23 protein-coding genes are annotated in these 24960 nt (G+C 36.7%); all 23 read left to right on the top strand.

What is annotated here, in order from left to right:
- Positions 1-5 precede the first annotated feature (5 nt).
- The 23 genes from NSQ40_RS19025 (at position 6) to cotE (ending at position 24795) form a co-directional block, all read left to right on the top strand.
- Positions 6-731, top strand: coding sequence for a GntR family transcriptional regulator (locus NSQ40_RS19025; protein ID WP_000114183.1), 726 nt, complete (start codon positions 6-8; stop codon positions 729-731).
- 88 nt (positions 732-819) lie between these two features.
- Positions 820-1896 (top strand): BMP family lipoprotein, encoded by a 1077-nt coding sequence (locus NSQ40_RS19020; protein ID WP_003199386.1) that lies wholly within the window; start codon positions 820-822, stop codon positions 1894-1896.
- A 105-nt stretch (positions 1897-2001) separates the two neighbouring features.
- On the top strand, positions 2002-3534 hold the full coding sequence (locus NSQ40_RS19015; RefSeq protein WP_003199388.1) for an ABC transporter ATP-binding protein: 1533 nt from the start codon (positions 2002-2004) through the stop codon (positions 3532-3534).
- Positions 3527-4585 carry an ABC transporter permease gene (locus tag NSQ40_RS19010; RefSeq protein WP_018764690.1) on the top strand — a complete coding sequence of 353 codons (1059 nt, stop codon included), beginning with the start codon at positions 3527-3529 and terminating at the stop codon, positions 4583-4585. The genes NSQ40_RS19015 and NSQ40_RS19010 overlap by 8 nt, the downstream gene beginning before the upstream one ends.
- Positions 4586-5545, top strand: coding sequence for an ABC transporter permease (locus NSQ40_RS19005; protein ID WP_003199393.1), 960 nt, complete (start codon positions 4586-4588; stop codon positions 5543-5545). It abuts the gene before it with no gap.
- Positions 5546-5747: 202 nt separating this feature from the next.
- On the top strand, positions 5748-7022 hold the full coding sequence (yfmF, locus tag NSQ40_RS19000) for an EF-P 5-aminopentanol modification-associated protein YfmF (protein ID WP_003199395.1): 1275 nt from the start codon (positions 5748-5750) through the stop codon (positions 7020-7022).
- Entirely contained in the window at positions 7023-8309 is a 1287-nt protein-coding gene (gene yfmH, locus NSQ40_RS18995) for an EF-P 5-aminopentanol modification-associated protein YfmH (protein ID WP_003209671.1), read from the top strand. It begins immediately after the preceding gene.
- A gap of 184 nt (positions 8310-8493) precedes the next feature.
- Positions 8494-9207, top strand: coding sequence for an elongation factor P 5-aminopentanone reductase (gene ymfI / locus NSQ40_RS18990; protein ID WP_003209668.1), 714 nt, complete (start codon positions 8494-8496; stop codon positions 9205-9207).
- Positions 9208-9286: 79 nt separating this feature from the next.
- On the top strand, positions 9287-9535 hold the full coding sequence (locus NSQ40_RS18985; RefSeq protein ID WP_003199403.1) for a DUF3243 domain-containing protein: 249 nt from the start codon (positions 9287-9289) through the stop codon (positions 9533-9535).
- 136 nt (positions 9536-9671) lie between these two features.
- Entirely contained in the window at positions 9672-10457 is a 786-nt protein-coding gene (locus NSQ40_RS18980; protein WP_016115921.1) for a DUF3388 domain-containing protein, read from the top strand.
- Between the two features lie 12 nt (positions 10458-10469).
- The gene (locus NSQ40_RS18975) at positions 10470-11396 is read left to right on the top strand and encodes a helix-turn-helix domain-containing protein (RefSeq protein WP_003199408.1); all 927 of its coding nucleotides are present in this window, start codon (positions 10470-10472) and stop codon (positions 11394-11396) included.
- Positions 11397-11460: 64 nt separating this feature from the next.
- Positions 11461-12039, top strand: coding sequence for a CDP-diacylglycerol--glycerol-3-phosphate 3-phosphatidyltransferase (gene pgsA / locus NSQ40_RS18970; RefSeq protein WP_018764686.1), 579 nt, complete (start codon positions 11461-11463; stop codon positions 12037-12039).
- 20 nt (positions 12040-12059) lie between these two features.
- The gene (locus tag NSQ40_RS18965; RefSeq protein WP_003199413.1) at positions 12060-13298 is read left to right on the top strand and encodes a competence/damage-inducible protein A; all 1239 of its coding nucleotides are present in this window, start codon (positions 12060-12062) and stop codon (positions 13296-13298) included.
- 142 nt (positions 13299-13440) lie between these two features.
- A complete protein-coding gene (gene recA, locus NSQ40_RS18960) occupies positions 13441-14466 on the top strand; it encodes a recombinase RecA (protein ID WP_003199415.1) in 1026 nt (341 codons plus the stop codon).
- Positions 14467-14897: 431 nt separating this feature from the next.
- Positions 14898-16466 (top strand): ribonuclease Y, encoded by a 1569-nt coding sequence (gene rny / locus NSQ40_RS18955; RefSeq protein WP_016115916.1) that lies wholly within the window; start codon positions 14898-14900, stop codon positions 16464-16466.
- A 182-nt stretch (positions 16467-16648) separates the two neighbouring features.
- A complete protein-coding gene (locus NSQ40_RS18950) occupies positions 16649-17443 on the top strand; it encodes a TIGR00282 family metallophosphoesterase (RefSeq protein ID WP_003199419.1) in 795 nt (264 codons plus the stop codon).
- 149 nt (positions 17444-17592) lie between these two features.
- Complete coding sequence (gene spoVS / locus NSQ40_RS18945; protein WP_000404341.1) at positions 17593-17853, top strand: stage V sporulation protein SpoVS; 261 nt, start codon at positions 17593-17595, stop codon at positions 17851-17853.
- A 23-nt stretch (positions 17854-17876) separates the two neighbouring features.
- Positions 17877-18839, top strand: coding sequence for a dipeptidase (locus NSQ40_RS18940; protein WP_003199421.1), 963 nt, complete (start codon positions 17877-17879; stop codon positions 18837-18839).
- A gap of 258 nt (positions 18840-19097) precedes the next feature.
- On the top strand, positions 19098-20855 hold the full coding sequence (locus NSQ40_RS18935; protein ID WP_003199424.1) for a 2-oxoacid:acceptor oxidoreductase subunit alpha: 1758 nt from the start codon (positions 19098-19100) through the stop codon (positions 20853-20855).
- The gene (locus NSQ40_RS18930) at positions 20842-21708 is read left to right on the top strand and encodes a 2-oxoacid:ferredoxin oxidoreductase subunit beta (protein ID WP_018764680.1); all 867 of its coding nucleotides are present in this window, start codon (positions 20842-20844) and stop codon (positions 21706-21708) included. Before NSQ40_RS18935 ends, NSQ40_RS18930 begins: the two co-directional genes overlap by 14 nt.
- A gap of 449 nt (positions 21709-22157) precedes the next feature.
- Entirely contained in the window at positions 22158-23687 is a 1530-nt protein-coding gene (miaB, locus tag NSQ40_RS18925; RefSeq protein ID WP_003199427.1) for a tRNA (N6-isopentenyl adenosine(37)-C2)-methylthiotransferase MiaB, read from the top strand.
- Between the two features lie 3 nt (positions 23688-23690).
- On the top strand, positions 23691-24122 hold the full coding sequence (locus NSQ40_RS18920; protein WP_003199429.1) for a RicAFT regulatory complex protein RicA family protein: 432 nt from the start codon (positions 23691-23693) through the stop codon (positions 24120-24122).
- Between the two features lie 130 nt (positions 24123-24252).
- Complete coding sequence (gene cotE, locus NSQ40_RS18915; RefSeq protein ID WP_003199431.1) at positions 24253-24795, top strand: outer spore coat protein CotE; 543 nt, start codon at positions 24253-24255, stop codon at positions 24793-24795.
- The last annotated feature ends 165 nt before the right edge of the window (positions 24796-24960 follow it).

Genomic DNA, 24960 nt, shown 5'->3' with positions numbered 1-24960 from the left:
GTCTTATGTCAGTTAAATCCGATAGTCGACACTTATATTTACGGGTGATCGATCATATTAAAGAGAAAATCAAAAGCGGGGCATATAAAGAAAAACAAAAATTGCCTTCAGAGTTTGATTTAGCAAAAGAACTTGGCGTAAGTAGAGCGACTTTACGGGAAGCATTGCGTATTTTAGAAGAGGAAAATGTTGTTATTCGCAGACATGGCGTTGGTACTTTTGTGAATGCAAAACCGCTGTTTTCTTCTGGAATTGAACAACTTTCTAGTATTACAGATATGATTTCTAGTGTGGGGAAAACACCGGGAACAATCTTTTTATCATCATCTACTACGAGTCTAACAGAAGAGGAAAAAGAAAAGTTTAATAGTGATGAAGGCTTTGAGGCTGTGATGATTGAGCGTGTTCGTACAGCAGATGGGGAACCTGTTGTCTATTGCATTGACAAGTTGGCAAAAGAAGTATTACCAGATTTGTCTGATTATAATGAGGAATCGCTACTTACTGTTATTCATAATAACACGCATAAACGCATTACATACGCGGTTGCTCATATTGAACCAATTGGTTATCATCCGAAAATATCACCAATTTTACAATGCGAACCAGAAACAGCGCTGCTGATTCTAAAGCAAATGCACTATGATCAAAATGATGAGCCGATCTTATATTCTATTAATTATTTTAGAGCAGATAAATTTAGCTTCCACGTATTACGAAAACGTATGTAATTCGTTCCTTTTTAGGGAGGTGACAGCAAGAAGAAGGGGACACTAGCATATTAATAGATACATATATCATTTAGGAGGGGTTTCTAGTATGAAGAAAAAAACAGGTCTTTTATTATCATTAACGTTAGCGGCGAGTACAGTGTTAGGTGCATGTGGTAACTCGGATAAAGCAAGTGGAGATAAAAAAGATGGAAAGAGCATTAAAGTAGGTATGGTTACAGACGTTGGGGGCGTTGATGATAAATCATTTAACCAATCTTCTTGGGAAGGTTTACAAAAATTCGGTAAAGATAATGGGCTAAAAGAGAAGACGAACTATCGTTACCTTCAGTCTGAAAAAGAAGCAGATTATATTCCGAACTTAAAGAAATTTGCAAAAGATAAATATGATTTATCTTTTGGTATTGGTTATAAATTAGAAAAAGCAATTGAAGAAGTTGCGAAAGAAAATCCAAAGCAACAGTTTGCGATTGTAGATACTGTAGTAAAACAACCGAACGTAACAAGTATTACATTTAAGGATCATGAAGGATCATTCCTTGTAGGTGCAGTAGCAGCGATGTCAACAAAAACAAATAAAGTTGGGTTTGTTGGTGGAATGAAGAGTGATTTAATTAGTAAGTTTGAGAATGGATTTAAAGCTGGTGCTAAAGCTGTTAACCCAAATATTGAGATTGTATCTGAATATGCAGAAGCATTTGATAAACCTGAAAAAGGTGCTGCACTTGCATCAGCAATGTACGGACAAGGAGTAGACGTAATTTATCATGCTGCTGGTGGTACTGGTAACGGCGTGTTTACTGAAGCGAAAAACCGTAAGAAGAAAGGTGAAAATGTTTGGGTAATCGGTGTTGACCGTGACCAAAATCAAGAAGGTATGCCTGAAAACGTAACGCTAACTTCTATGGTAAAACGCGTTGATGTTGCGGTTGAAAAAGTAGCACAAGAAGCAAAAGATGGTAAGTTAAAAGGCGGAAAAGTAGAAGCGTTTGGTTTGAAAGATGAAGGTGTTGGCATTGCGAAAACAACTGATAATGTGAAAAAAGTAAATCCAGAAATTTTACCAAAAGTAGAAGAGTTTGAAAAGAAAATTACTGCTGGTGAAATTAAAGTACCTGCTACTGATAAAGAGTACAAAGAATACGAAGCTGCTCTTAAGAAATAATAGAGAAATAGCAAAGGTTAGTTCTTAGAACTAACCTTTGTATATATAAAATTACTTTTAATAGAGTGTAATTGGGGACTGTTCCCTGCTAAAAGGAGGAACAAAATGGAATACGTAATTGAGATGAATAATATTACAAAAGTATTCCCAGGCATTGTAGCGAACGATAATATTACGCTGCAAGTAAAACAGGGAGAAATACATGCTTTACTCGGAGAAAATGGTGCAGGGAAGTCAACGTTAATGAACGTTCTTTTTGGATTATATCAGCCAGAACAAGGAGAAATTAAAATTAAAGGGAATCCTGTAAAGATTACAAACCCTAATATTGCAAATGACTTCGGGATTGGTATGGTTCATCAACATTTTATGCTTGTTCATAATTTTACAGTTACAGAGAATATTATTCTTGGAAATGAACCGAAGAGAAAAGGGAAAATTGCTATTGATGAAGCTGCAAAAGAGATTCAACAATTATCAGAACAATATGGTTTAGCTGTAGATCCGTATGCGAAAATTGAAGATATTTCAGTTGGTATGCAGCAACGTGTTGAAATTTTAAAAACGCTGTATCGCGGAGCAGAGATTTTAATATTTGATGAACCGACGGCAGTATTAACTCCTCAAGAAATTCATGAGCTTATTCAAATTATGAAAAAGCTTGTGCGAGAAGGGAAATCTATCATTCTTATTACACATAAGTTAAAAGAAATTATGGAAGTTTGTGATCGTTGTACGATTATTCGTAAAGGAAAAGGAATCGGAACGGTTGACGTTGCAAATACAGATGAACATAAACTTGCAGAACTAATGGTCGGACGTCAAGTGAATTTTAAAACAGAAAAAATAGATGCCAGACCTAAGGAAGATGTACTTTCTATTGCAAATCTTGTTGTTCATGATGTGCGCCAATTGCCTGCTGTAAAAGGCCTTGACTTAACTGTTCGTGCAGGAGAAATCGTCGGTATTGCAGGGATTGATGGGAATGGACAAAGTGAATTAATAGAGGCAATTACTGGTTTACGAAAAGTTGAGTCAGGTTCTATTGCAATTAATGGAAAAGAAATCACAAACTGGCCTGTTAGACGAATTACGGAAGAAGGAGTCGGTCATATTCCAGAAGACCGTCATAAACATGGACTCGTTCTTGATTTTTCCGTTAGAGATAATATTGTTTTACAAACATATTATAAGAATCCATTTTCAAATAAAGGAATTTTAAATTTTAGTAAAATAACGAAAAAGGCAAAAGAGCTGATTGAGCAGTTTGATGTACGTACACCTAGCGAGCAAACAGTAGCTCGTGCATTATCTGGCGGGAACCAGCAAAAGGCAATTATTGCACGTGAAGTAGATCGTGATCCAGATTTATTAATCGCAGCGCAGCCGACACGTGGTTTAGATGTAGGTGCGATTGAATTTATTCATAAGAAATTAATTGAACAGAGAGATAAAGGAAAAGCGGTGCTTCTTCTTTCTTTAGAACTCGATGAAATTTTAAATGTGAGTGACCGCGTTGCTGTTATTTATGAAGGGAAAATTGTCGCGATTGTTAATGCAAAAGAAACAAATGAAAAACAATTAGGTCTTTTAATGGCTGGTGGAACAGGGGAAGCGAAGGTGAGTACAAATGGCTAAAAAGTTTTTAACGGAGCGAACGATTAATATTTTAGTTCCTGTATTATCCGTTATATTTGGGTTGCTTGTTGGTGCCATTGTTATGTTAGTTAGTGGGTATGATCCAATTGTTGGATATAGTGCACTTTGGACTGGTATGTTCGGAAGTCCCAGTGCAATTGGAGAGACGCTTCGTACAATGATTCCGCTTATTCTTGCGGGGTTATCGGTAGCTTTTGCGTTTCGTACAGGTTTATTTAATATCGGGGTAGAAGGCCAATTGTTAGTTGGTTGGCTTGCTGCTGTTTGGTTTGGTTATGCAGTATCATTACCTGCCTTTCTTCATATTCCATTGTCTATTTTAGTGGCAGCTATAGTTGGTGGACTATGGGGATTTATTCCGGGATATTTGAAAGGGAAATTTAAGGTTAATGAAGTTATTGTAACGATTATGATGAACTACATTGCATTATATGTTACATATGACATCATTAAACGCTTTTTACATGAAGGCAATGACAAAACATATGATATTCAGCCGAGTGCGTCATTAGCTTCAGATTGGTTAGCTTCTTTAACAGATGGCTCTCGTCTTCACTGGGGAATTGTTGTCGCAATTCTTGTTACGATTCTTATGTGGTTCTTATTAGATAGAACAACTTTAGGTTATGAATTGAAATCAGTTGGGTTTAACCAACAAGCGTCTCAATATGCTGGTATGAAAGTGTCTCGTAATGTTGTGTTATCTATGACAATTGCGGGTGCATTTGCTGGTATTGGTGGCGCGATGGAAGGGCTTGGAACATTCCAAAGTATGACAGCGATGGCTACATTTACCGGAATTGGATTTGACGGGATTGCGGTAGCGCTTCTTGGAGGGAATAATCCATTTGGTATTATACTTGCTGCGTTATTATTTGGAGGTTTAAAAAGTGCAGCGCCGCAAATGAACTTTGAAGCAGATGTACCATCTGAGTTAATTAATGTAATTATTGCATGTATTATTTTCTTTGTTGCTTGTAGTTATATTTTACGCTGGACACTTACGCGCATAAGCAAGGAGGGGAAATAAATGAGCTTTCTAGATGTTTTAGCCATTCTTGTGACGGGTACGTTATACACGGCAGCACCTCTAATCTTTACAGCGTTAGGTGGCGTATTTAGTGAGCGTTCTGGTGTTGTAAATATCGCATTGGAAGGATTAATGTTATTTGGTGCATTTGTTGGTGTTGTTACCACGCTATTAATGGGGGATACTTGGGGGGCTATGACTCCTTGGATTGCACTTATATTTGCAGCAATTGGTAGCGGATTATTTGCACTTCTTCATGCAGTTGCATCGATTACATTCCGTGCGGATCAAGTTGTTAGTGGAGTAGCAATTAACTTTTTATCTCTTGGTTTAACTGTTTTTGCGATTAAGAAAATCTTTGGTAAAGGACAAACTGATTTTATTCACTACCGTATTGAGAAAATTGATGTTCCAGGACTGTCGGATATTCCGGTTATTGGAAAAATATTTTTCTCAAATGTACCATTAACATCGTATATTGCCATTATTTTAGCATTTGTTGTTTGGTATATTATTTATAAAACACCGTTTGGTCTTCGTCTTCGTGCGGTTGGTGAACATCCGATGGCTGCGGATACAATGGGGATTAATGTATATAAAATGCGTTATATTGCTGTTTGTATTTCAGGGATGTTTGCTGGAGTAGGCGGTGCAACCTTTGCACTGTCAATCTCAAACAACTTCTCAGGTGCAACGATTACGGGACAAGGTTTCTTAGCGTTAGCTGCTATGATCTTTGGGAAATGGAACCCAATTGGTGCACTAGGAGCTGCTTTATTCTTTGGATTTGCACAATCACTAGGGGTAACTGGTGGTACAATCCCTGTATTAAAAGAAATTCCGAGTGTTTTCTTAGCGATATTACCATATGTGTTCACAATTTTAGCGCTTGTTGGTTTTGTAGGACGTTCAGAAGCTCCAAAGGCACTTGGAACACCGTATGAAAAAGGAAAAAGATAAGCGTTTTACAAGTATGGAAAAAGCTCGCACATTAGTGCGGGCTTTTTTACATAGAATATGTTTAATACAGAAAATTACTTTCTCTTTTTAATTAGTAAACTGTTTGAGGGAAAAGTATGTAAGGGAGAAAAGTTGATTTTTCGTTTCTAAAAACTGTATATTGAAGAGGAATATTCCTACATACGTAAAGGAGGGCTATAAAATGAAACTGATGGAACAGCAAATGCATGAACTAGGTGGTTTACGTGTACATATGATTCCGACAGATAAATATAAAACAAATACATTTGTATTTCGCCTTAAAGCACCTTTAAATGAAGAAACGGTGACAGAGCGTGCTTTATTACCATATGTATTGCAAAGTGCAACAGAAAAACTGCCATCTGTAATTCGTCTTCGCCAATATTTAGAGGAGTTGTACGGTTCTTCTCTGGCGGTAGATGTAAGTAAAAAAGGGGAAGATCATATCATCTCTATTTATGTGGATATTGCCAACGAAACATATTTACAAGATGCACCGCCGTTGTTTGAAAAAGCACTGTCTATGCTGTCTGATATTGTATTACACCCAGCAACTGAAGGGAGCGGTTTTTTATCATCAATTGTAGAAAGTGAAAAAAGAGCGCTCGTGCAACGAATTGAAGCTACATATGATGATAAAATGCGCTATGCGAATGAACGATTAATAGAAGAAATGTGTAAAGTAGAACCATATCGTTTAAGTGCAAATGGTCAAAAAGAGCGCGTTGCCTCCATTACAAATGAAACTTTATACCGCTATTATCAAAAGGTGTTAGCGGAAGATGAAATGGATCTATATATCATTGGTGACATAGATGAAGATGCGGTTGACTTAGTAGGTAAATACTTTTCAATCGCGCCTCGTACAGCAAAAGACAAAAATGTCATTCTTCATAAGCGAAATAATGAAGAACAAGAAATTGTTGAAAAACAAGAATTAAAGCAAAGTAAATTAAATATCGGATATCGCACATATATTACGTACCGTGATGAGGATTATTTTGCGCTACAGCTGTTTAACGGGTTATTTGGTGGATTCTCACATTCGAAATTATTTGTGAATGTACGTGAAAAAAACAGTTTAGCCTATTATGCAGCGTCGCGTTTTGAAAGTCATAAAGGTCTTCTCTTTGTTATGTCGGGAATTGAAGCGAAAAATTATGAAAAAGCAGTCGAGATTATTAAAGAGCAAATGAAAGCAATGCAAAACGGTGACTTTTCTGAAGAAGAAATTCATCAAACAAAGAGTGTAATTCAAAACCAAATTTTAGAGGCAATTGATACACCGCGTGGTTTCGTAGAAATGCTTTATCATGGCGTCATTGCAGAACGTACCCGTCCAGTAGAGGAATGGTTAACTGGAATTGAACGTGTTACAAAAGAGAAAATTGTAAAGGTTGCCAATAATATTGAGCTAGATACGATTTACTTTTTACACGGAACGGAGGGAGAATAGATGGAGAAAATTTCTTATGAACAATTAAAAGAAACACTTTATTATGAAAAGCTTCCAAATGGGTTAGATGTATATATATTGCCGAAGCAAGGATTTAATAAAACTTTTGCGACGTTTACAACAAAATATGGTTCCATTGATAACACGTTTGTTCCACTTGGAAAAGAAGAAATGGTTCGAGTGCCAGATGGGATTGCTCATTTTCTTGAGCACAAATTGTTTGAAAAAGAAGATCATGATGCGTTTCAGTTATTTAGTAAACAAGGTGCTTCTGCGAATGCGTTTACATCATTTACGAGAACAGCGTACTTGTTTTCATGTACATCAAATGTAGAACAAAATTTAAATACATTATTAAATTTTGTTCAGGAACCTTATTTCTCTGAAAAAACAGTTGAAAAGGAAAAGGGAATTATTGGTCAAGAGATTCAAATGTATCAAGATAACCCGGATTGGCGTTTGTATTTTGGCTTAATCGATAGTTTATTTGTCAAACACCCAATTAAAATTGATATTGCAGGAACAATTGAGTCCATTAGTAAAATTACAAAAGACTTATTGTATGAGTGCTACGAGACATTTTATCATCCTAGCAATATGTTGTTATTTGTTGTAGGAGCAATTGACCCAGAAAAAACAATGAACTTAGTACGTGAAAATCAGGCGAAAAAAGATTATAAAAATCAACCAGAAATCGTACGTTCGTTTGAAGATGAACCAGAATCAGTAAATGAAAAGAAAAAAATTATTTCTATGCCTGTTCAAACACCGAAATGTTTAATAGGCATAAAGGCGACTGGGCTTAAAGAAAAAGGGCAAGAGCTTTTAAAACAAGAGATCGCGCTTACATTACTTTTAGATTATTTATTTGGGAAAGGATCAGTTCATTATGAGTCTTTATATAATGAAGGACTTATTGATGACTCATTCTCTTATGATTATACAGAAGAAGGTAACTTTGGTTTTGCGATGGTTGGTGGTGATACGAAGCAACCTGATGAGCTAGCTGAACGTTTAAAAGGTGTTTTACTACAGACTAATTATAATGAATTAGATGAGAATGCGTTAGAGCGTGTAAAGAAAAAGAAAATTGGCGGCTTTTTACGATCGCTTAACTCACCTGAATATATTGCAAATCAATTCACAAGGTATGCATTTAATGAATCTAGTTTGTTTGATGCTCTGTCCGTTTTAGAGGGATTAACTGTTCAAGATTTACAAGAAGCAGCCAAAGTATTTTTATCTGAAGAAAGAATGAGTATTTGCCAAGTCTTGCCGAAGAAATAAAATGAAACATGAATAAGTGGGGCTTAAGCCTTACGATTTAGAACTTTACGGACAGTTTATCCCCCACCTAACCTTTTGGCTATTGCTGAATTGTAAGGTGGGGGTATTATTTGTTTGTGAATACATGATAAGATTAGTGTTTTGAAAGAGTTTCTCTGTAGAGGAAAGATAAGAGAGGATACATATGACAAAGTTTGCATTAGTGACTGGAGGAAGCGGAGGAATTGGCTCTGCAATTTCGAAACAATTAGTTGAAGATGGTTATACGGTGTATGTCCATTACAACAAAAGTGAAGAGAAAATAAAAAAATTAGAACAGCAACTTGGTGCAATTATTCCAGTTCAAGCGAATTTAGCAGTGGTAGATGGCGTGCAAAAGCTCTGGGCGCAAATTCATTATCCGATTGATGTTATTGTGTATGCAGCTGGAAAAAGTATATTTGGTTTGGCGACAGATGTGACAAATGAGCAATTGAATGAGATGGTGGAATTGCAGGTGAAGAGTGTTTATAACCTTCTTTCACTTGCGCTTCCATCGATGATCCGCCTGCGAAGTGGAAATATCGTTGTTATTTCATCTATATGGGGACAAGTAGGAGCGTCTTGTGAGGTGCTGTATTCTATGGTAAAAGGTGCACAAAACTCTTATGTAAAGGCGCTCGCAAAAGAGATTGCGCTAAGTGGTATACGTGTAAATGCAGTGGCACCAGGGGCCATAGAGACGGAAATGTTAAGTGTGTTTTCAGAAGAGGACAAGAAAGAGATCGCAGAAGAGATTCCAGCTGGAAGGATTGGATTTCCAGAGGAAGTCGCCAAAACTGTTTCTTTCCTTGTATCACCAGGGGCTTCCTATATAACAGGGCAAATTATTGGAGTAAACGGTGGCTGGCATTGTTAAAATAAAAATATGTACATAAAAAGTGAGAAATTGTACAAATTAAGTATGATTCTATTACTTAATAGTGAGGTGCTTAAACATGTCAGTATTAGAGAATTTTGACCAGTGGAAAAGCTTTTTAGGAGAACGTTTAGAACAGGCACAAGGAAAAGGGCTTGATGGTGGTGCAGTTTCAGATATGGCATTCCGTGTAGGTGATTATTTGGCAAATGAAGTAGAGGCGCGAAATGATCAAGAAAAATTATTAGCTGAGCTTTGGAAAGTGGCTGATGAACAAGAACAACACATGATTGCTAACTTAATGGTAAAGTTTGTACAACATAAGTAAAAAAGAGAGGGGAAAATCCTCTCTTTTTTTTAGGTATTGAAAATACCGTGATTCATTATACATTTATCTTCCCTATTAACGTAAAATCATATAATATAGTACGTAGGTGTAAAGTAAGCAGGGGGAGTGACATTTGATGATTGAATGGTATTTTGAATATGAAATACATAAAAACCGACCTGGCTTGCTTGGTGACGTTTCTTCGTTAATCGGTATGCTTGGTATTAATATTGTCACAATTAATGGTGTAGACAACGCTCGGCGTGGGTTGTTGCTTATGTGTGATAGCCAAGAGCAAATCTCTAGACTTGAATCAATTTTGAATACGATGGATAATATAACGGTAACGAAATATCGTCCGCCAAAGCTCAGAGATAGGTTGGCAGTTAGGCACGGTAGGTACATACAGCGAGACGCAGATGATAAGAAAACATTTCGTTTTGTTCGTGATGAATTGGGTTTACTCGTTGATTTTATGGCGGAACTAATGAAAAAAGAAGGGCATAAACTCATCGGAATAAGAGGAATGCCTCGCGTTGGAAAAACGGAATCTATCGTTGCTGCAAGTGTTTGTGCAAATAAGCGTTGGCTATTTGTTTCGTCTACTCTTATTAAACAAACTGTACGCAGTCAACTGATTGAAGATGAGTATAGTGACGATAATATTTTTATATTAGATGGCATTGTTTCAACAAAGCGTGCGAATGAAAGGCATTGGCAACTCGTTCGTGAAATTATGAGATTACCCGCAACTAAAGTTGTCGAACATCCAGATGTATTTGTGAGTCAATCAGAATATACACTTGATGATTTTGATTATATTATTGAATTGCGTAACGATTATGATGAAGAAATTCAATATAATTTAGTAGATGAAATTGAGCAAGGAGCGCAAAATAATTTCTCTATGTTTGACTTTTAAAGAAATATTGAGGTGTTAGTAGTGACGGAATTAGGACAAAAGCTGAAGGAAGCAAGAGAAGCGAAAGGCTTATCTATTGATCAGCTACATGAGGTAACAAAAATTCAAAAACGGTATTTAGTAACAATTGAAGAGGGCGATTATAGTATATTGCCTGGTGCATTTTATGCACGTGCATTTATTAAACAATATGCGGACGCGGTTGGTCTGAACGGAGAAGAGTTGATTGTAGAGTATCAAAGCGTAGTACCACAATCTGAATCTCATGATGTACCGCAAATATCAAAAGGTCAAAAAACACAAGAAACCATGCAAAAAGCAGCATCGCTTCCAATAGCAGATCATATGTCTAAAATATTGATTGCATTATTGGTAATTGCAGTAGGGGTAGCTGTGTGGTTTGTTTTCCAATGGTTAATTGGAAAAGATGAAGGACAAGTAAAACAAACGAAAAGTGAACAAATAGAAGTACAGAAGGCGAAAAATTCTCCGCTTGATGAAAAGAAAGAAGAAGTAAAAGCAGAAGAACCTAAAAAAGAAGAACCTAAAAAAGAAGAGCCAAAGAAAGAAGAACCACCAGCACAACAGCCACCTGCTGGACAAGAAGAAGTGAAGCTTGTTGGAACAAGTGGTAAGGTATCTACTTTGGAAATTCATAATAATAAAGCACTGGAGTTAGAAATTACAGCGAAGGGTGCAAGTTATGTAGACATTAAAAATGAAGGTGGAAATGTCGTTTTTAATGGTACACTTCAAGAAGGTCAAACAGAAAAACATGATTTAACAACAGCAAAAGAAGTACTTCTCAACATTGGAAGTGCACCGAATGTTGAAATTAAACTGAATGGCCAAGTTGTTGCTTTCCCACTAGATCCAGAAAAGGAATATCACCAAAGATTAGTGATTAAAAATCTAGGGGTAGGACAACCTGCACAATAACAGTCATCGCTTCGATGACTTTTTTCCAATGAACAAATGTTTTTGACATGATGGAGGAATAGCTGTGAATTTACCAAATAAAATTACAATATCTCGAATCTGCTTAATTCCAATTTTTTTAGTAATTATGTTAGCTCCTTTTAACTGGGGAACATATACAGTTGGAAATGTAGATTTACCAATTCAACATTTAGTAGGAGCGATAGTTTTCATTGTTGCTTCAGCTACAGATTGGATTGATGGACATTATGCAAGAAAGTATAATCTCGTGACGAATCTAGGTAAGTTTCTTGATCCATTAGCTGATAAGTTACTTGTTTCAGCAGCGCTTATTACATTAGTAGAAATGCAATATGTTCCATCTTGGATCGTTATTGTAATCATTAGCCGTGAGTTTGCTGTAACAGGATTACGTCTTATATTGGCTGGAACTGGTGAGGTTGTTGCGGCGAATATGTTAGGGAAAATTAAAACATGGACACAAATTATCGCGATTTCAGCATATTTATTACATGATGTACCGTTAAATTTAATCCATATTCCGGTTGCGGATATTTTCATATGGATTGCACTTATCTTTACGGTTATTTCTGGCTGGGACTATTTCTGGAAAAATAGAGCTGCTTTTGTAAATTCAAAATAACAGCTTATGGGGGAATCGGAATGAATGCCGAAATTATTGCGGTTGGAACAGAATTGTTACTCGGGCAAATTACAAATACAAATGCGAAGTTTTTATCTGAAAAGTTAGCTTCCATCGGAATTAATGTGTATTATCATACGGTTGTAGGTGATAATAATCATCGTTTACAAGAAGCAGTTCAAATTGCTGAGAAGCGTGCAGATATACTTATTTTTACTGGTGGATTAGGACCGACAAAAGATGATTTAACGAAAGAAACCATTGCTTCAACCTTACAAGAAGAACTTGTTTATGATGAAGAGGCTTTAACGTCAATTGGCGAGTATTTTAAACGTACAGGACGCGAATTCACAGAAAATAATAAGAAACAAGCACTTGTTTTGAAGGGATCGACTGTATTTGCAAATGATCATGGTATGGCACCGGGTATGGGGCTAGCTAAGAACCAGAAGGTTTATATTTTATTACCGGGCCCGCCAAAAGAAATGAAACCGATGTATACAAGCTACGTAGAGCCGTTTTTACGTAACCTTACAACTGAAGAGCATATATATTCCCGTGTTCTTCGTTTTTTCGGCATTGGAGAATCCCAACTGGAAGTGAAAGTTCAAGACTTAATTGATGGTCAAACGAATCCAACAATTGCTCCGCTAGCTTCAGATGGAGAAGTAACGCTTCGTTTGACTGCTAAACACCATGATGTAAAGCATGCGGAAGTGTTAATTCAACATATAGAAGATTTGATTTTAGAACGAGTAGGGGAGTTTTTCTACGGATATAATCAAGATTTTCTTCATAATAAAGCGATTGATTTATTGAAGAAAAAAGCTTTAACTTTAGCGTGTGCAGAAAGTTTAACAGGCGGTCTGTTTGGAAATCAAGTAACAGAAAATGCCGGCGTATCTTCTGTTTTTAAAGGCGGCGTGATTTGCTATCATAACGATGTGAAACAACATGTTTTACAAGTGCCTGAAGAAACCTTACAAACAGTCGGTGCTGTTAGCGAACAATGTGCTCGTTATCTTGCTGAAAATGTAAAGACACTATTGAAGGCAGATATTGGGATTAGCTTTACTGGAGTGGCAGGACCGGGTGCTTCGGAAAATAATGAGCCTGGTACTGTTTTTGTAGGTTTAGCGATAAAGAATGAACCAACGTTTGTTTTTCCTCTTAAATTAAGTGGAAGTCGTCAGCAAATTCGGGAACGCTCTGTGAAATATGGATTTTATCATTTATACAAAAAACTAGAAGAGATGTGAGTTTCTTCTAGTTTTTTTGTGATGAAAAATGAAACTTTTTCCATGGAAAACAAAAAAACGAATAAACGTTCGATTTTTGTTGGCAAATTGATATGAAAATAGGTATAATAAGATTAGCAATTCAGTTAAGGAGGAATTTTGAATGAGTGATCGTCAAGCGGCATTAGATATGGCGTTAAAACAAATAGAGAAGCAATTTGGTAAAGGCTCCATTATGAAATTAGGAGAACAGGCAGAACGTAGAATTTCTACAATTCCAAGTGGTTCATTAGCACTTGATGTAGCTTTAGGTGTTGGTGGTTACCCGCGCGGACGTGTTATCGAAATCTATGGACCTGAAAGCTCAGGTAAAACAACGGTTTCCTTACATGCGATTGCAGAAGTGCAACGTCAAGGTGGACAAGCAGCATTTATTGATGCAGAACATGCGATGGATCCTGTATATGCACAAAAATTGGGTGTTAATATTGATGAGTTACTATTATCACAGCCTGATACAGGAGAACAAGGTCTAGAAATTGCAGAAGCTTTAGTACGAAGCGGTGCAATTGATATTATCGTAATTGACTCTGTAGCGGCTCTTGTACCAAAAGCGGAAATCGAAGGAGAAATGGGTGACTCTCACGTCGGTTTACAAGCACGTCTAATGTCACAAGCACTTCGTAAGCTTTCCGGTGCGATTAACAAATCAAAAACAATTGCAATCTTTATTAACCAAATTCGTGAAAAAGTTGGGGTTATGTTCGGGAACCCAGAAACAACTCCAGGTGGTCGTGCGTTGAAATTCTATTCAACAGTTCGTCTTGAAGTGCGTCGCGCTGAGCAATTAAAGCAAGGTAATGATATTGTTGGTAACAAAACAAAAATAAAAGTAGTGAAAAATAAAGTAGCACCTCCTTTCCGTGTTGCTGAAGTTGATATTATGTACGGAGAAGGGATTTCAAGAGAAGGCGAAATTTTAGATATGGCTTCTGAACTTGATATCGTTCAAAAAAGTGGTGCTTGGTATTCTTATAATGAAGAACGTTTAGGACAAGGGCGCGAAAATGCAAAACAATTCTTAAAAGAAAATCCAGAATTAAGAGATGAAATTGCATTCTTTATTCGTGAACATCATGGTATTGGTGAAGATGCTGGAAACTTAGAAGAAGGTGCTATTCTAGATTAACAAAAGACACGATTTCGTGTCTTTTATTTTTTATTTCACAATAATATGTAGCAAGGCCTTTCATTCAGGCGTTCTCCCTTGTTAAAACTGATTAGGTAAGGGGTGTCATCTTTGGTGAATATAAACTTTTTTCGTTAAAAGGAGATTTATATGACAAAGGTAAAGAAAGTAAAAGTAGACAACGCTTGACAATGAAAATTGCGATAGATACAATGAGAATGTATATTTTTTCTTATATACGATACACTCTTCTCTAGAAGAGAAGTAACATTCGGAGTAGGTTCTATACCTTTTCGAAATAATAATATGACATTTTAATTGTGAAATGAAGAAAGTCCCTTAAAAAGCGGGGCGACGGTCTTTGCTGTACGTTGCAAATTAATGTACATGCCGACAGTCTTTTTTCATTCATGGCAAGGGGAGGTGAAATCATGAGTAGTAGTACATTAATTTGGATACTCATCTCCATTTTGCTTGCAACAGTCGGTGCAGTTGTTGGCTTTTTTGTTCGAAAGTCTATTGCAGAAGCGAAGATTAATGGTGCAGCAAACGAAGCGAGACGCATTTTAGAAGATGCAAATCGTGAAGCAGAGGCACTTAAGAAGGAAGCGCTTTTAGAAGCAAAGGATGAAATTCATACACTTCGTACAGAAGCTGAATTAGAAATTCGTGATCGTAGAAGCGAATTACAAAAACAAGAAAATCGTTTAATGCAAAAAGAAGAGAACCTTGATCGTAAAGACGAGACGCTCGATAAACGTGAGCAGATGTTAGAAAAGAAAGAGGAATCTCTTGTAGCGAGACAACAACAGATTGAAGAGTTGGAAAGCAAAGTGGGAGAGTTAGTTCAAAAGCAACAAACGGAATTAGAGCGCATTTCCAATCTGACACGCGAACAAGCGAAAGCAATCATTTTAGGGAAAGTGGAAAGTGAAATTTCTCATGAAATTGCCGTTATGGTAAAAGAAAGTGAAGTTCGTGCGAAAGAAGAGGCGGATAAGAAAGCAAAAGAGATTTTATCTCTTGCAATGCAAAGATGTGCAGCTGATCATGTTGCTGAAACAACCGTTTCGGTTGTAAATCTTCCAAATGACGAAATGAAGGGACGTATTATCGGGCGTGAAGGTCGTAATATTCGTACGTTAGAAACGTTAACAGGTATTGACCTTATTATTGATGATACGCCAGAAGCGGTAATCCTATCAGGGTTCGATCCAATTCGTCGTGAAACAGCTCGTATCGCTCTTGATAAGCTCGTACAGGATGGACGTATTCACCCAGCACGTATTGAGGAAATGGTCGAAAAATCGAGACGTGAAGTGGATGAGTATATTCGCGAAGTTGGGGAACAAACAACATTTGAAGTAGGTGTCCACGGATTACATCCAGATTTAATTAAAATCTTAGGTCGTTTGAAATACCGTACAAGTTATGGACAAAATGTGTTGAAACACTCTATGGAAGTAGCGTACTTAACAGGACTTATGGCAGCGGAGCTTGGCGAGGATGAAAAACTAGCAAGACGTGCAGGTCTATTGCATGATATCGGAAAAGCAATTGACCATGAAGTAGAAGGTAGTCACGTTGAAATTGGTGTTGAACTCGCAACGAAATATAAAGAGCATCCGGTTGTTATTAATAGTATCGCATCTCACCATGGTGATACAGAACCAACTTCCATCATTGCAGTTTTAGTTGCAGCAGCGGATGCGTTATCAGCTGCAAGACCAGGAGCTCGTAGTGAAACGCTTGAAAACTATATTCGTCGTCTTGAAAAGTTAGAAGAGATTTCAGAATCCTATGAAGGAGTAGAAAAATCTTTTGCAATTCAAGCAGGACGTGAAGTTCGCATCTTGGTAAAACCGGATACAATCGATGATTTAGAAGCCCATCGTTTAGCACGCGATATTCGAAAACGTATTGAAAATGAACTGGATTATCCAGGACATATTAAAGTAACAGTTATTCGTGAAACACGTGCAGTGGAATACGCAAAATAAAGTGGTGAAACACCACTTTATTTTTTTGTGTTGGGATTGGGCAATATAAAATAAATCGTTTGCAAATCACTTTATTCGATTTCCATTCTAGTTGGCTAGAATGGAAGAAGAGTTTTAATGAGCAGTTTGTTTTTCTTATTAGTGAGTAATAAAATAAGTAGTACATAGAAAGGGTAAGACATATGAGAATTTTATTTGTTGGAGATGTAGTAGGATCCCCTGGAAGAGGTATGATTCAACAATACGTACCGGCGTTAAAGAAAAAATATACGCCTACTGTAACAATTATTAATGGAGAAAATGCTGCAGGTGGCCGTGGTATTACAGAGAAAATTTACCGAAACTTTTTAGAGTGTGGTGCACAAGCAGTTACGCTTGGGAATCATGCTTGGGATAACCGTGAAGTGTTTGAGTTTATTGATGATGCAAAATATCTTGCAAGACCAGCCAATTTCCCAGAGGGAACACCGGGAAAAGGACTTATTTTTGTAAATTGTAACGGTACCGAAGTAGCGGTAATTAATTTACAAGGACGTACGTTCCTTCCGCCAATTGATTGCCCGTTCCGAAAAGTAGATGAATTAATTAACATTGCGAAAAAACGTACAAATATTATCTTTATTGATTTTCATGCTGAGACAACAAGTGAAAAACAGGCGCTTGGTTGGTACGTAGATGGACGTGCTACGGCAGTCGTAGGGACACATACGCATGTTCCAACAGCAGATAATCGTATTTTGCCAAGCGGAACAGCTTATATTACAGATGTTGGAATGACTGGTCCGTATGATGGGATTTTAGGTATGGATCGTGAAGCTGTACTGAAGAAATTTTTAACGAATTTACCTGTACGTTTTGAAGTAACAAATGGAAGAACGCAACTAAGTGCAGTATTAATTGATGTGGATCCAAATACAGGAAAAGCGAAAAAAATTGAACGTATTTTAATCAATGATGATCAGCCATTTTTCGAATAAGATCATTTAAAAGTTAGAAAAAACATTATATTTTAATTTTTTAGAAAAATTACAGAAATTTAGCAGGAATACATGTCTCCCCTCGTGAATATAAGTTAAAGTGAAATCAATCGCTAATACTTTTTAAAGAAACGAGGAGGAAACGAGGAATGGAAATATTAAAAGTTAAAGCAACTTCGGTCCCTAACTCTGTAGCCGGTGCACTTGCTGGGGTTATTCGCGAACGCGGAACAGCAGAAATCCAAGCTATTGGCGCAGGTGCATTAAATCAAGCTGTGAAGGCAGTAGCAATTGCAAGAGGGTTTGTAGCGCCTAGTGGTTTGGATTTGATTTGTATCCCAGCTTTTACAGACATTATGATTGATGGTGAAGAACGTACAGCAATAAAATTAATTGTAGAACCTCGTTAAGTTTGAACAACCTGTTTGCTTTTATGCAAACAGGTTGTTTTTATGGGGAAGGGGAAATGAAAGTGAAAGTGTTTGATGCGCACTGTGATGTACTATGGCAACTATGGAGTGCAAAAGGAAAGAAGAATTTTCAAAATGATCCGTCTTTACATATTACATTTGAACAATTGGAGCAAAGAAAAGGAAGCGTACAATGCTTTGCGATATATGTACCTGAAATCGTACCATATGAACAACGTTTTGAAGCTACGTTAGCTATGATAGATATATTTTATAAGCAGATTTTATCGTTACCAAACATGAAATTGATTCAGACAAAAAAAGATATAACGCAGTTAGAATCAAATGAAATTGGCGCGATTTTAACATTAGAAGGCGGCGAAGCAATTGGAAAAGAAATGATGAAATTGCGCACGCTCTATCGTTTAGGAGTCCGATCTATGGGACTCACGTGGAATCATGCGAATTTATTAGCTGATGGAGCACTGGAAACAAGAGGAGCGGGACTTACTGCGTTTGGTAAGAAGGTTGTAGAAGAGCTGAATTCGTTTCGTTTATGGACAGATGTGTCTCACTTAAATGAAAAAGGTTTTTGGGATGTGATGGAAATTGCTCAATATCCAATTGCATCACATTCAAATTGTTATGGGCTTTGTCAGCACCCGCGTAATCTGAAAGATGAACAAGTACAAGCACTTATTCAAAAAGATGGTGTAATTGGTGTAACGTTCGTTCCAGAGTTTTTAACCAACCATAGGCCTGCTTATATGGATGACATATTACGGCATGTGGAGCGCATTTGTTCGCTCGGAGGAGAGCGCAATATAGGATTTGGTTCGGATTTTGATGGTATCACAGAAATGGTTGTCGGTGTGGAAGCGTATCGGCGTTATGAATATGTAATCAATGAACTGAGTAAGCGATACAGTGAAACAAATGTTCAAAGCTTTTTATATGATAATTTCATTAATCATATTTCTTTCTAGTTTCTTATTTTTTATTGTTTTTTTATTTGAAAATAAAAAGTTAGAAAAATTAAAAAATTCTAATGAAATTCAGGCCAAATTATTGCATTTTTTTCATTGTAAGGCTAGAATTGTAGACGAATTAAGATTATGCAAAACATTCAGGGAAGTCTGAAGAGGTATAATTTGTGTCCATTGTAGTTTCTTTGCATAAAAAGTGCTACACTATTACTGTAAAAAAATACACTACAATGAATGCAGCCAAAAGGGGTGTAGGAGATGATTAGTCAACTTTCATGGAAAGTTGGAGGACAACAAGGTGAAGGAATTGAAAGTACAGGAGAAATCTTCTGTATTGCATTAAACCGCTTAGGGTATTACCTATACGGTTACCGCCACTTTTCATCACGAATTAAGGGTGGTCATACAAATAATAAAATTCGCGTAAGTACAACTGAAGTACGCGCAATATCAGATGATTTAGATATTTTAATTGCTTTTGATCAAGAAACAATTGATTTTAACTTCCACGAACTACGACCAGGTGGAATTGTTGTTGCAGATGCAAAATTTAATCCAACTATACCAGAAAGTTCAGATGTAAATCTATATGCAATACCGTTTACAGATATTGCCTCTGAATTAGGGACATCATTAATGAAAAACATGGTTGCCGTTGGGGCATCTAGTGCAGTATTAGGGTTAGATGAAACTGTATATTTAGAAGTTGTTGAAGAAATTTTCGGTCGCAAGGGAGAGCAAGTCGTTAAAAAGAATATGGAAGCAATCAAACGCGGCTCTCAATATATGAAAGAATTACTTGGTGAGAAAGTGAATATGATGCAGCTTGAAAAAGCTGATGGTCAAAAACGTATGTTTATGATCGGTAACGATGCAATTGCATTTGGCGCAGTAGCTGGTGGAGCGCGCTTTATGTCAGCATATCCAATTACACCTGCCTCTGAAATTATGGAATACTTAATTAAAAAATTGCCAAAAGTAGGCGGAACAGTCATCCAAACAGAGGATGAGATTGCTGCTTGTACAATGGCAATTGGTGCGAACTATGCGGGTGTACGTACCCTAACAGCATCAGCAGGACCTGGTTTATCTTTAATGATGGAATCAATTGGTTTAGCTGGTATTACAGAAACACCACTTGTAATCGTTGATACACAGCGTGGTGGTCCAAGTACTGGTTTACCAACAAAGCAAGAGCAATCTGATTTAATGGCGATGATTTACGGGACACACGGTGAAATTCCAAAAATCGTAATGGCGCCAAGTACTGTTGAAGAAGCGTTCTATGATATCGTAGAAGCATTTAACCTAGCGGAAGAATATCAAGTTCCTGTTATTTTCTTAACAGATTTACAGCTTTCTTTAGGAAAGCAAACAGTAGAACCATTGAAGTTAGACAGAGTAGAAATTCGCCGCGGTAAGCTTGATTTACAGGCAGAGTTACCAGATCGTGAAAATAAAGCTTACTTTAAACGTTATGAAGTGACAGAAGATGGTGTTTCACCACGTGTTTTACCTGGTATGAAAAATGGTGTTCACCATGTGACAGGTGTAGAACATGATGAAACTGGTAAACCATCTGAATCAGCACTGAATCGTAAAGCACAAATGGACAAACGTTTCCGTAAAATGGAGAATTTAAAGTTTAATACCCCTGTTTACAAAAATGCTAAGTATGATGAAGCTGATGTATTGTTAGTTGGCTTTAACTCTACTCGTGGTGCAATTGAAGAAGCAATGGAGCGTTTAGAGCAAGAAGGATTAAAAGTAAATCATGCTCATGTTCGTTTAATTCATCCGTTCCCAACTGATGAAATTCTTCCACTTGTAAAGGATGCAAAACGCGTTGTTGTAGTAGAAAACAATGCAACTGGTCAGCTTGCTAACATTATGAAAATGAATCTTGGCATTGGTGAGAAAATTTCTAGTCTGTTAAAATATGACGGGAATCCATTCCTACCAAAAGAAATTTACAACGAATGCAAAAAAGGGGTTGTATTAAATGGCAACATTTAAGGACTTTCGGAACAGTGTAAAACCAAACTGGTGTCCAGGTTGCGGAGACTTCTCGGTGCAAGCTGCAATTCAACGTGCAGCAGCTAACGTTGGTTTAAACCCAGATGAATTAGCTGTTATTTCTGGAATTGGCTGTTCAGGTCGTATTTCAGGTTATATTAATTCGTATGGTGTTCATAGTATTCATGGGCGTGCACTTCCAATTGCACAAGGTGTGAAAATGGCAAACCGTGATTTAACAGTTATCGCATCTGGTGGTGACGGAGATGGCTTTGCAATCGGTATGGGACATACAATTCATTCGATTCGTCGTAACATTGACATTACGTACATCGTTATGGATAACCAAATTTACGGTTTAACAAAAGGTCAAACTTCACCACGTAGCGAAGCGGGATTTAAAACGAAAAGTACACCGCAAGGTTCAATTGAACCAGCATTATCTGTAATGGAAATGGCATTAACAGCGGGTGCAACATTTGTTGCACAAAGCTTCTCTAGTGACTTAAAAGAATTAACGCAGCTTATCGAAGCTGGAATTCAGCATAAAGGATTTTCTTTAATTAATGTATTTAGCCCATGTGTAACTTATAATAAAGTAAATACGTATGACTGGTTTAAAGAGAATTTAACAAAATTAAGCACAGTCGAAGGATACGATCCATCTAATCGTATGATTGCTATGCAAACATTAATGGAAAACAAAGGTTTAGTAACAGGCTTAATTTATCAAAATACAGAGCAGCCTTCTTACCAAGAACTTGTAAAGGGATATAGCGAAAAACCTTTAGTGCAAGCTGATTTACAAATGGATCAAAAAATGTTTGATGAACTCGTTGCTGAATTTATGTAATCATAATAAAAAAGCTGCTTAATGGCAGCTTTTTTATTTACATGGTGAGTAAACAAAATGAGTTAACTTTTTAATACATTTTGTTTACTCGGAAAATTCAGAATGATAAAATGATAGTGTATCGTCTTGCCAGAAAAAATTGGTTTGTGCGCTGTAGTACGTGGGTATGATACTGTCTCTTTGTTGTTAAATTTAGCTAAACACTTTATACTATGATAGTGTGTATAGGAATAAAATAACATGTTATTTAAAAGGACAAGGTTAAAACAACAAAAAAGGGAATGTCTATTGGTGTCGGGAAGACTCCATTCTTACGGATGGTTAGATCGATTACTCGAGTTTCAAAGGGGCAAGTTATCTCTCAAACTATCCTAATCTTTAAGATGGGTCTGATTGTCATTAGAATGGACTACAGAGTGTGTATAGTTAAGGTTGAAAGGAGATTACCCATGAACGAGCAACAACGATTAGCAAGTCAACAAGCCAATTCTTCTATGAAAAAAGGAGAAAAAGATTACAGTAAATACTTTGAAAGTGTATATCAGCCGCCTTCTTTAAAAGATGCGAAAAAACGCGGAAAAGAAGAAGTTAAAATTGAACGTGATTTTGGTTTGCCAGAAGAGTTTCGTAACTTTGGTGCCGGAAGAAAGTTTTATATCCGTACTTATGGATGTCAAATGAATGAACATGATACAGAAGTAATGGCTGGTATTTTTACAACACTTGGATATGAACCAACATTTTCGACAGAAGATGCAGATGTGATTCTATTAAATACTTGTGCCATTCGTGAAAACGCTGAGAATAAAGTATTTGGTGAACTTGGTCATTTAAAACCATTAAAACAAAGAAACCCAGATCTTTTAATTGGTGTGTGTGGTTGTATGTCTCAAGAAGAATCTGTTGTAAATAAAATTATGCAAAAAAACCAGCATGTAGATATGGTATTTGGTACACATAATATTCATCGTTTGCCGTACATTTTAAAAGATGCGATGTTCTCAAAAGCGACAGTTGTTGAAGTATGGTCTAAAGAAGGGGATGTAATTGAAAACCTTCCGAAAGTACGTCGTGGTGATATTAAAGCATGGGTAAATATTATGTATGGATGCGACAAATTCTGTACATATTGCATAGTACCATATACACGTGGTAAAGAACGTAGTCGCCGCCCAGAAGATATTATTAATGAAATTCGTCATTTAGCGGCAAATGGATATAAAGAAATTACGTTGCTTGGTCAGAACGTAAACGCATACGGTAAAGACTTTGAAGATTTAGAATATGGTCTTGGCGATTTAATGGATGAACTTCGTAAGATTGATATAGCACGTGTTCGCTTTACGACAAGTCACCCACGTGATTTCGATGATCACTTAATTGAAGTACTTGGAAAAGGCGGTAATTTAGTTGAACATATCCACTTACCGGTGCAATCTGGAAGTACAGATATGTTGAAAATTATGGCACGTAAATATTCACGGGAACACTATTTAGAACTTGTACGTAAAATTAAAGAAGCGATTCCGAATGCAGTATTAACAACTGATATTATCGTTGGTTTCCCAAATGAAACAGACGAGCAGTTTGAAGAAACGATGTCGTTATATCGCGAAGTAGGGTTTGATAGTGCATTTACATTTATTTATTCTCCACGTGAAGGTACACCTGCTGCAAAAATGAAGGATAATGTACCGATGGAAGTGAAAAAAGAGCGTTTACAACGTTTAAATGCATTGGTTAATGAATATTCTATGGAAAAGAATAAACGATATAAAGGCCAAATCGTTGAAGTACTAGTTGATGGAGAAAGTAAGAATAATCCCGACGTGCTTGCAGGCTATACGCGTACCAATAAACTTGTAAACTTCGTAGCTCCAAAATATGCAATCGGTCAGCTTGTAAAAGTAAAAGTAACGGAAGCAAAAACTTGGTCTCTAAACGGGGAATTGGTTGAGGAGCCACTCGAGGTGAAATAATAGATGAAAGTTTATACAAAAGATGAAATTGTTGAGCAAGCGAAAAAATTAGCGGAAATGATTTCTGAAACAGAAGAAGTGGATTTCTTTAAACGTGCGGAAGCGCAAATTCATAAAAATGAAAATGTAAAACGTGCAATTGATGAAATTAAAGCGCTGCAAAAACAAGCCGTAAACTTACAGCATTATGGAAAATGGGAAGCATTGAAAAAAATAGAAGCGGAAATAGATGCTCTGCAAGATAAACTTGATAGCATTCCGGTTGTACAGGAATTTAAATCTTCACAAACATATGTAAATGATTTACTGCAGCTTGTAGCAAGTACCATTTCTAATAACGTAACGGATGAAATTTTAATTTCAACTGGTGGCAATGTGTTAAAAGGTGAAACGGGTGCTGAAGTAGAGAGTAAAAAAGGGAATTGTGATTGTTAAGGGAGATGTCTTATGGACATCTCTTTTTTTGTTTTTATTTTGCTCTATAGTCTTTTGTCAAAAAAAGAATGACACATTCCGCTATTGTCACGCATATGATTAAGTGAATATTGATTGAGGAGGGTTCCGAATGTCCGAATTTAGAGAGATTATTACAAAGGCAGTAGTGGGCAAAGGACGTAAGTATACAAAGTCAACGCATACATGTGAATCAAATCATGAGCCGACAAGTATTCTCGGATGTTGGGTAATTAATCACACATATGAAGCAAGAAAGAATGGGAAGGCTGTAGAAATTGAAGGATACTACGATGTGAATACGTGGTACTCATTTGATGAAAACACAAAAACAGAAGTTGTAACAGAACGTGTTAGTTACACGGATGAAATCAATATTGGATATCGTGACAAAAATTTTTCAGGTGAAGATTTAGAAATTATTGCCCGCGTTATTCAACATCCAAATTGTTTAGAAGCAATTGTTTCACCAAATGATAACAAAATTGTTGTAACGGTAGAGCGTGAATTTGTAACAGAAGTTGTCGGTGAAACAAAAATTTGTGTAAATGTAAATCCAGATGGATGTCCAGAGGATGAGGATAGCTTTGAAGTAGATGATGATGAATTTGAAGAGTTAGATCCAAACTTTATTGTAGATGCAGAAGAAGAATAATAGAAAGCTAGGGAGAATTTCTTCCTAGCTTTTTACATAGTATTAGTCATACTGGATGGAACTATTTTGTATTGAAAATGTGCTATAATGAAGAGAGACTCCTATAAGTGGAGAGGAAATTGTCCGTGAAGTGCGGCATATAAATATAGCACATTTTTATGAAGT

Origin of the sequence: Bacillus sp. FSL K6-6038 (genome assembly GCF_038050455.1) — a bacterium.
In the GTDB taxonomy this organism is placed as follows: Bacteria; Bacillota; Bacilli; order Bacillales; family Bacillaceae_G; genus Bacillus_A; species Bacillus_A pseudomycoides.
This window is presented reverse-complemented; position numbering and strand designations above follow the sequence as displayed.